Source organism: Streptomyces galbus (assembly GCF_005280195.1).
Lineage (GTDB): Bacteria > Actinomycetota > Actinomycetes > Streptomycetales > Streptomycetaceae > Streptomyces > Streptomyces galbus.
In genome coordinates this window covers 97,092-104,517 of the sequence record NZ_SZPR01000026.1, presented here as the reverse complement: position 1 = coordinate 104,517, position 7,426 = coordinate 97,092, and the positions used below count along the sequence as shown (strand labels likewise).

General features: G+C 71.4%; 7 protein-coding genes. 2 read left to right on the top strand and 5 right to left on the bottom strand.

Going from position 1 to position 7,426, the window contains the following annotated elements:
* Positions 1 to 159 precede the first annotated feature (159 nt).
* Together E4U92_RS29460 and E4U92_RS29455 are read right to left on the bottom strand one after the other, a co-directional pair.
* Positions 160 to 1,335 (bottom strand): AI-2E family transporter, encoded by a 1,176-nt coding sequence (locus E4U92_RS29460; protein WP_373311720.1) that lies wholly within the window; start codon positions 1,333 to 1,335, stop codon positions 160 to 162.
* Positions 1,336 to 1,494: 159 nt separating this feature from the next.
* Positions 1,495 to 2,565 carry a glycoside hydrolase family 43 protein gene (locus E4U92_RS29455; protein WP_137303482.1) on the bottom strand — a complete coding sequence of 357 codons (1,071 nt, stop codon included), beginning with the start codon at positions 2,563 to 2,565 and terminating at the stop codon, positions 1,495 to 1,497.
* 180 nt (positions 2,566 to 2,745) lie between these two features.
* On the opposite strand from E4U92_RS29455, the gene E4U92_RS29450 reads away from it, so the two are divergent.
* A complete protein-coding gene (locus E4U92_RS29450) occupies positions 2,746 to 3,150 on the top strand; it encodes a DUF6153 family protein (RefSeq protein ID WP_137303481.1) in 405 nt (134 codons plus the stop codon).
* A gap of 298 nt (positions 3,151 to 3,448) precedes the next feature.
* Positions 3,449 to 4,087 carry a DUF305 domain-containing protein gene (locus tag E4U92_RS29440; protein WP_137303480.1) on the top strand — a complete coding sequence of 213 codons (639 nt, stop codon included), beginning with the start codon at positions 3,449 to 3,451 and terminating at the stop codon, positions 4,085 to 4,087.
* A 73-nt stretch (positions 4,088 to 4,160) separates the two neighbouring features.
* On the opposite strand, the gene E4U92_RS29435 is transcribed toward E4U92_RS29440, so the two are convergent.
* The 3 genes from E4U92_RS29435 to E4U92_RS29425 form a co-directional block, all read right to left on the bottom strand.
* Complete coding sequence (locus E4U92_RS29435; protein ID WP_137303479.1) at positions 4,161 to 4,589, bottom strand: VOC family protein; 429 nt, start codon at positions 4,587 to 4,589, stop codon at positions 4,161 to 4,163.
* 65 nt (positions 4,590 to 4,654) lie between these two features.
* Entirely contained in the window at positions 4,655 to 5,278 is a 624-nt protein-coding gene (locus E4U92_RS29430) for a hypothetical protein (protein ID WP_137303478.1), read from the bottom strand.
* Positions 5,279 to 5,654: 376 nt separating this feature from the next.
* Positions 5,655 to 7,352, bottom strand: a complete 1,698-nt coding sequence (locus E4U92_RS29425; RefSeq protein WP_137303477.1) for a purine-cytosine permease family protein — start codon at positions 7,350 to 7,352, stop codon at positions 5,655 to 5,657.
* Positions 7,353 to 7,426: the final 74 nt, after the last annotated feature.

The window sequence follows — 7,426 nt, the reverse complement described above, 5'->3', positions numbered from 1 at the left end:
CCCCGGACCCTGAGCAGGTCGGGCGCCGCCACGGCGTCCGCTGCACGGATCGCGGCCGGCCGCACGCCCACCTGCTCGGTGCGGGACGGCCCGACGGCTTCGAGGGCCGAGGTCGTCCCGGTCGTACCGCAGCACGCCTGCCGGGCCCCCGCGGGCGGGTCAGCGTGCCGGAGGGGGCGCCGGTCGCAGAGCCCGGAAGACCGCCCAGGCCACCGAGACGAAGGGCACCGCCACGACCGCGCCGATCACGCCGGCCACGGTGCCGCCGGCGAGGACGGACACGGCCACGACGAGCGGGTGGAGGCGGACCGCCCAGCCCATCACCAGGGGATGCAGGACGTGCCCCTCCAACTGGCCGACGATCACGATGAGCGCCAGCACGACGAGCGCGACGGCCGGGCCCCGACCGGCCAGGGCCACCACCGTGGCGACGCCGAGCGCGACCGGCGAGCCGATCAGCGGCACGAAGGCGGCGAAGAACTCCAGCAGGGCGAGCGGCAGGGCCAGCGGCACCTCGAGGGCCAGCAGGGCGATCCCGACGAGCACGGCGTTGGTGGCGGCCACGATGATGATGCCCCGCGTGTACCCGGCGAAGGCCCGCCAGGCCGCGCGGCCCGCCCGGTCCCACGCCGGCCGCGCGCGGCCGGGCACCACCTCGTCGCGCGACCAGGTCCACAGCCGTTCGCCCGAGTGCAGGAAGAAGACCGAGGCGAACAGCGCGAGCGCGCCTCCCGTGACGAACTCCACGGCGCGGCCGAGGCCGCTGAGGGCGCTGCTGAGGAGCCCCGCCCGGTGGGCGGAGAAGTAGTGGACGATCTGGTCCTGCAGGCCGGACAGCTTCTTCTGGCTCAGCCGGAACGGTGGGCGCTGCAGCCACACTTCGATGCGGTGCACGCCGTTGCGGAACTCGTCCGCCAGGGTCGCGGACTCGTTGGCCACCGCGTCGCCCACCAGGGCGAGCAGCCCGAGCAGGACGACGATGCTGCCGACCAGCGTGACGGCGACGGCGAGCGGCCGGGGCACGAGGCGGGCGAGCAGGTCGGTGGCCGGACGCAGCACCGATGTGATGACCAGGGCCAGGAACAGGGCCACGGCGATGGTCTGGAACCGGCCCAGCACCGCGAAGAGACCGTAGACGACGATGCCGACGAGGATCAGCCGCCAGGCGTGGGCGGCGGCGGAACGCAGCCAGGGCCCGGTGCGGTCGGTCGCGGGGGCCTCCGCCGCCGGGCGGCGCGGTGGGAGCCGTACGGTGTGCGCGGGGCGGCTGCCCAGCGCCGTGCGGCCGCTCCCGCGCCCCGCTCCGGCCGCCCCGCGACCCGCTTTCACCACCACGCCGTACGCCTCTTTCGTTCCCCGCCGGACCGGTCACCCGCGGAGCACCGTATGCACGGGCGCGGCGGGGAGCGGGCCGCAACGCCGTGCGGGACACCCGCTCGGTGGGCTCAGGCGGGTGGGGCCACGACGCCTCGGGCCGGGGGTGACGCCCGGTCACTACTCGAAGAACTTGAGGCTCCAGCCGGTGCTCGTGGTCGGGCCGGGGACGTTGGCGCGACCGTAGGTGGTGCCTCCCCACCAGGCGAACGTGCCGGTGTACCAGTACCGGTTCTCCCACGCGTACGGCGTCCCCTTCGGCACCGCGTGGTACATCAGCGGGAAGCGGGGGCCCGCGGGCGGGATCGTGGCGATGTCGCCGTCGAGCAGGACGAAGGTGTGGTGGCCGGGTCCGTCGACGTGGAGGGTGGGGTCCCAGCCCGCCATCATCGTGGCGCGGTGGGAGCCGAAGAGGCAGCCGTTGGACTTGTACCAGTCCCAGACGTACGTCGGGTCGCCGCCCGCCCGCAGCCGCAGGTCGGCCAGGCAGTACTGGTCGCTCCAGCTCCCGTTGGCCGAGTAGACGACGTGCAGCTGTCCGGCCGGGTCCTTGATGGGTTCGGGGCCCTCGTTGATGTACGGGTTGCCGACCACCCGCTCCCAGGACTCGCGCGGCTGCGAGATGACGTACCGCGCGCCGGTGGGGGTCGTGGGACTGCTCATCCGGGCGATGTACAGGTTCTGCTCGACGTTGGTGTCACCGGCCCAGCCGGACCAGACGAACCAGCGCTGCCCGTTGAAGGTGAACAGGGCCCCGTCGATGGCCCACTTGTCGTCCGGCAGGGCCAGTTTGGCCGCGCCGGTGTACCCGCTGTCGGCGGCGGCGGAGCTGATGACGTACATGCGGTGGGCCGAACCGCGCCCGGCCGTGAAGTAGATGTAGTAGCGGCCGCCGTCCCGCACGATCTCCGGGGCCCAGACCTCACCGAGGTCGCCCGTGTCCGACCAGACCCGGCGGGCGGGCGCCGAGGCGAGGGCGTCCGTCGAGGATGCCTGCCGTACGGCGATGCCGTCACCGACGGACTGCACCGCGACGTAGGTCGCGCCGACGCGCAGCACGCTCGGGTCGGCGGCCCGCAGCGCGGTCTGGCCGGCCCGGGCGGGCTCGGCGGACGTCAGGGACAGCACGGCGGCGAGCACACCGGCCAGCAGCAGGGCCGTGGCGCTCCTCAGACAGCGGTAAGAGTTCATCGTCCCGTCCCGTGGCCGCTCGGAACGTGGCTGCGGCGCCACGTTTTACATCGATGGAAAGTGGTGTCCCCAGCGTCCCGACAAGGAGTGGACATGTCAATGGTTGGTCCTCGGGCCGTTCACAGCCGCCACGGTGGGCGCTGCCTCCCTCCGTACGGGCCGGCCCGTACGATGAGTGCCGTGATCAGCAGCAGCCACCGAACCAGCCGCCCTGTCGGGCGGCTGTTCGCGCTGCTGGTGCTGGCCGTGCTCGCCGGGGTGCTGGGCATGCACGGCCTGGCCCCGGGCGCTGCCGTGCCGCCGGAGGCGACCGCCGGACACGAGAGGGTCAGGGCCGCCGCCGACCACGTCACGCACGCGGACGGAGGCTGCTCACCCATGGACGACGGACCGGGCCGTCTCCATCACGCCGACGCCACCTGCGCGGCCGCCGGCACCGGCTCGCCGTACTCACCACCGGCGCTCGCCGTCGGCCCGGCGCTCCAGGCGTCGGCCGCAACCGGTCCCGGTACGGCGCCCACCGGCTCGTCCCACGACGGACGCGCTCCGCCCGACCTGTCGGAACTGCAGCTCCTGCGGATCTAGGCCGTGTCTTTCGGATCACCCCGGGGCCGCGGGGCTTGGCACGCACATCTGCCGCGTTGTCGTCGGTTGTCGATGCTCCGCATCGACGCCCTCCTCCGCCTTGCAGCTGCACGCACCAAGCCCCGCTCACCGACACTGTCAAGGCGCCGTCGGTCCGTACCGGGCTGATCCGAAAGACACGGCCTGGAGCGGCCCGCCCGGCACCGTCGCGTCCCCTGACGCCGGTGCCGTGCTCCCGCACGCCCCCATCCGATCCGCCGCGCGCCGTGAGCGGCGCGCACCGAGGAGCTGCACCACCATGATCCGCAAGCGTTCCCTGTTCCGCCGTACCGCTGTCCTCGCCGCCGCGGGTGCGGCAGCGCTCGTTCTGGCCGCCTGCGGCGGCAGCGGCGACGACTCGTCCGGGCACGGCGACCACGACAGCGCTACCCCCGCCGCCTCCGCCGCGCCGGCGTCCCCGGGGCGGCACAACGCCGCCGACGTCGCCTTCGCCCAGGGGATGATCCCGCACCACCGCCAGGCCGTGGAGATGGCCGGCCTCGCGCCCGGGCGGGCTGGGTCGGCCGAAGTGAAGAAGCTCGCCGCCGCCATCAAGCAGGCACAGGACCCCGAGATCAGGACGCTCTCGGGGTGGCTGACCTCCTGGGGCGAGGAGGTACCCGCCGGGGGTGCCATGGACCACTCCCTGCACGGCGGCGCTGGCTCCGGCGGCATGATGACCATGCCGGAGACGGACGAGCTGGAGAAGGCCTCCGGGAAGGCGTTCGACAGCGCCTTCCTGGAGATGATGGTCCAGCACCACCAAGGCGCGGTCGCGATGGCCGAGGCCGAGCAGGCCGACGGTGCCTTCGCCCCGGCCAGGAAGATGGCCGGGCGGATCGTCACCTCGCAGAGTGCGGAGATCGAGCAGATGAACAGGCTGCTCGGCAAGGACTGACGCCTTCGGGCTGCGGGGTGTGGGCCGACGGCTGTGGGCCGGTGACTCACACCCCGTGCCGTGCGTGCCGAGTTCAGTCGATGCAGAACTCGTTGCCCTCGATGTCCAGCATCGGGATGCACGCGTCATTGCCGTCGTACAGGGTCTGCACGTGGACCGCGCCGAGCGGGACCAGCCGTTCGCATTCGGCCTCGAGCGCGGCGAGGCGTTCCTCACCCACGAGTCCCGTGCCGACCCGCACATCGAGGTGCACCCGGTTCTTGACGGCCTTGCCCTCGGGGACGCGCTGGAAGTACAGGCGCGGGCCGACGCCCGAGGGGTCGACGCAGGCGAACCACGCGTCCCGCTCCTCGGGCGACTGCGACCGCTTGAAATCGTCCCAGGTGGCGAACCCCGCGGGCGGCGGCGGTACGACGTAGCCCAGCACCTCGCACCAGAAACGGGCGAGACGCTCGGGTTCCGCACAGTCGAAGGTGACCTGGAAGGTCCTGATCTCTGACATCGGCGCACCGTACCGCGTACCGGGCCGACCCCGCCGCTCAATTCCCGGACCGTCCCGCCCCGGGCTCACGGGTCCCGGACGTCGGGTCCGTCCGGCAGGGTGGCATCCGAGGCGGAGTAGAGGAACTGCAGGAGCTTGCCGTATGCCTCGCTGTGCCGTCTCGCCTGTTCCGTCGCGTGGTGCGACGTCTCTGTCCCGTCGTCGACCGCGTGCAGCCACTCGACGACCGCGCCGAAGACCGGCACCAGGGCGCCACTTGCCGCTTGCGCCGCATCGGCCATCCGGCCGGGACCTTCCACGTGGACGACGTGCATGAGGCGGTCGAGCCGGTGGTGCAGGGCAGTCGCCTCGTTCCAGAGGCGGCGGGCGGTCCGGCGCCGCTCTTCGCGTTCGTCAGGAGGGTCACCTCGCGCGATGCCTCCCAGCTTGAGGGCTGCTTCACCCAACATCCCGTGGACCTGGCTCCAGCCTTCGGCGAAGGCCAGGTAGGCGCTCTTGCGCGATGCGCGCAGAGCGAGGGTCCGTTCAGCCTCTATCTGGAGACGTGCCTGTCCCAGCTGCGTCTCGGACTGGATCCTGGCCTGTTGCTCCGCCTTCCTTCCGGTGATCCACGCGGATGCCGTGGCGCCGACCGCGCCGACGGCTGCGCCGATGACACCACCGAGGAGACCTGCAAGTCCTGCGTCCATGGCTCACCGTCCGAGGAGTTCGAGCACGTGGGGCCGACTGTCCGCCCTCGCGCGGGCGTTCGCCGCGCGGGTTGCGCCCGGGTGGCCGCATCCGCCGCTGAGGAGGTAGGGGAAGTCCGCCACGGCGTGTCCGGCCTTCGGATCGCCCTCTGCATCCGTGCAGTGTGATCGTCCGATGTCTGCGCAGGCAAGGGGCAGATGAGCACAGTGACCCCCGCCCCGAGGCGCGGTCACGACTCCGGCGGGCTGAGCGCCTCCCGTGCGGCGCCGTAGCCCGTGACGCCGACAGCCGGTCGACCGACCGACGGCGTCGGCTCCGGCCCACGTCGAAGGACGCGGGCCGGAGCCGAGGGAGGCGCGGAGAAGGCGATGGTGGTCAGTCCACGGAGCGCACGGTGGGCATGGTGAGGGTGACCGGGCCCGTGCCGGATCCGCTCTTGCAGGCGTCGTGGCAGTCCTTCTCCAGGCTGCAGCACAGTGAGCAGATCGCCGCGGCGTGGAAGTGGCAGTTCGCCACGTCCGGCCGCTCGAAGTCGGTCGTGCACACGGTGCAGGTCAGCAAGGCCGCGGAGGGCAGGCCGTCCGCGGCCAACAGCGGCTCCTCCAGGTCGTCGACCCGGGCGATGTAGTACCGGCCCTTGGTGAGCACCGCGAACAGCGGTGAGAGGACCATCGCGAGGAACAGGGCGATGAAGGGGGAGTACGCCTTGCCGTACTCGCCGAACGCCTCGAAGTACGCCGCGATCGAGACGGCCGAGGCGATGAGCATCGAGCCGAAGCCGACCGGGTTGAAGTGGTACAGGTGGGCGCGCTTGAACTCGATGTACGAGGGGCTGAGCTTCAGCGGCTTGTTGACGACGAGGTCGGCGACGACCGCGCCGATCCAGGCGATGGCCACGTTGGAGTAGAAGCCGAGCACGGTGTTGAGGAAGCCGAAGACGCCGCCCTCCATCAGAGCCAGCGCGATGCCCACGTTGAGGAAGATGTAGACGACCCGGCCGGGGTGGCGGTGGGTGAGCCGGGAGAAGAAGTTCGACCAGGACAGCGAACCGGAGTACGCGTTCGTCGAGTTGATCTTTATCTGGGAGAGGATCACGAAGAACGTGGCCAGGCCCAGCGCGACGGGCGCGGCGAAGGTCCTGAACCCGTGGACGTACTGCTGAATGGGCTCGTTGGCCTTGGACAGCCCCACGCTGCCGGCGATGTAGAAGGCGAGGAAGGCCCCGCCGATCTGCTTGGCCGCGCCGAGCACCACCCAGCCCGGGCCGGCGGAGAGCACGGCGCCCCACCACTTCCTGCTGTTCTGCGGCGTCTTGTCGGGCATGAAGCGCAGGTAGTCGACCTGCTCGCCGATCTGGGCGATGAGCGACAGGGCCACGCCGGCGCCCGCGCCGATGCCCAGCATGCTGATGCCCGAGCCGGTGGGGGAGTTGCCGGCGAAGTGGGTGAACTGCGAGAACTTCCCCGGCTCCTGGACGGCGATGGACACGAACGGCGCGACCATCAGCACCAGCCACACCGGCTGCGTCCACACCTGCATCTTCGACAGCGCCGTCATGCCGTAGATCACCAGCGGCAGGATGATCAGCGAACAGATCAGGTAGCCGACGGCCAGCGGGATGTGCAGCCCCAGCTCCAGGGCCTGCGCCATGATCGAGCCCTCGAGGGCGAAGAAGATGAAGGTGAAGCTGGCGTAGATGACCGAGGTGAGGGTGGACCCCAGGTAGCCGAAGCCCGCACCCCGCGTCAACAGATCCATGTCGATGGAGTACTTCGCCGAGTAGTACGAGATCGGGATGCCGGTCAGGAAGATGACCACCGCCGCGGCGAGGATCGCGACCATGGCGCTGGAGAAGCCGTGGGAGATGGCGATCGAGCCGCCGATGGCGAAGTCCGCGAGGTAGGCGATGCCACCCAGTGCCGTGGTGGCCACCACGTAGGGGGTCCAGCGGCGGAAGGACTTCGGCGCGTAGCGCAGCGAGTAGTCCTCCAACGTGTCGTTCTGCGCCCAGTGGTTGTACGTCCGTCCGCCCGTACTCGCCGGCGGTGCTTCCTTCTCGACGATCTCCGTCACGGCAGTCCCTCTTCCCAGCACTGGGGATGGCCCCGGCGACCCCGGGTGATTGCACGGAAGAGTCACGCCGCGCT

Coding starts and splice junctions, on each gene's coding strand:
- E4U92_RS29435 (WP_137303479.1), bottom strand. CDS start 4,589: ATGTCAGAGATCAGGACCTTCCAGGTCACCTTCGACTGTGCGGAACCC.
- E4U92_RS29440 (WP_137303480.1), top strand. CDS start 3,449: ATGATCCGCAAGCGTTCCCTGTTCCGCCGTACCGCTGTCCTCGCCGCC.
- E4U92_RS29455 (WP_137303482.1), bottom strand. CDS start 2,565: ATGAACTCTTACCGCTGTCTGAGGAGCGCCACGGCCCTGCTGCTGGCC.
- E4U92_RS29430 (WP_137303478.1), bottom strand. CDS start 5,278: ATGGACGCAGGACTTGCAGGTCTCCTCGGTGGTGTCATCGGCGCAGCC.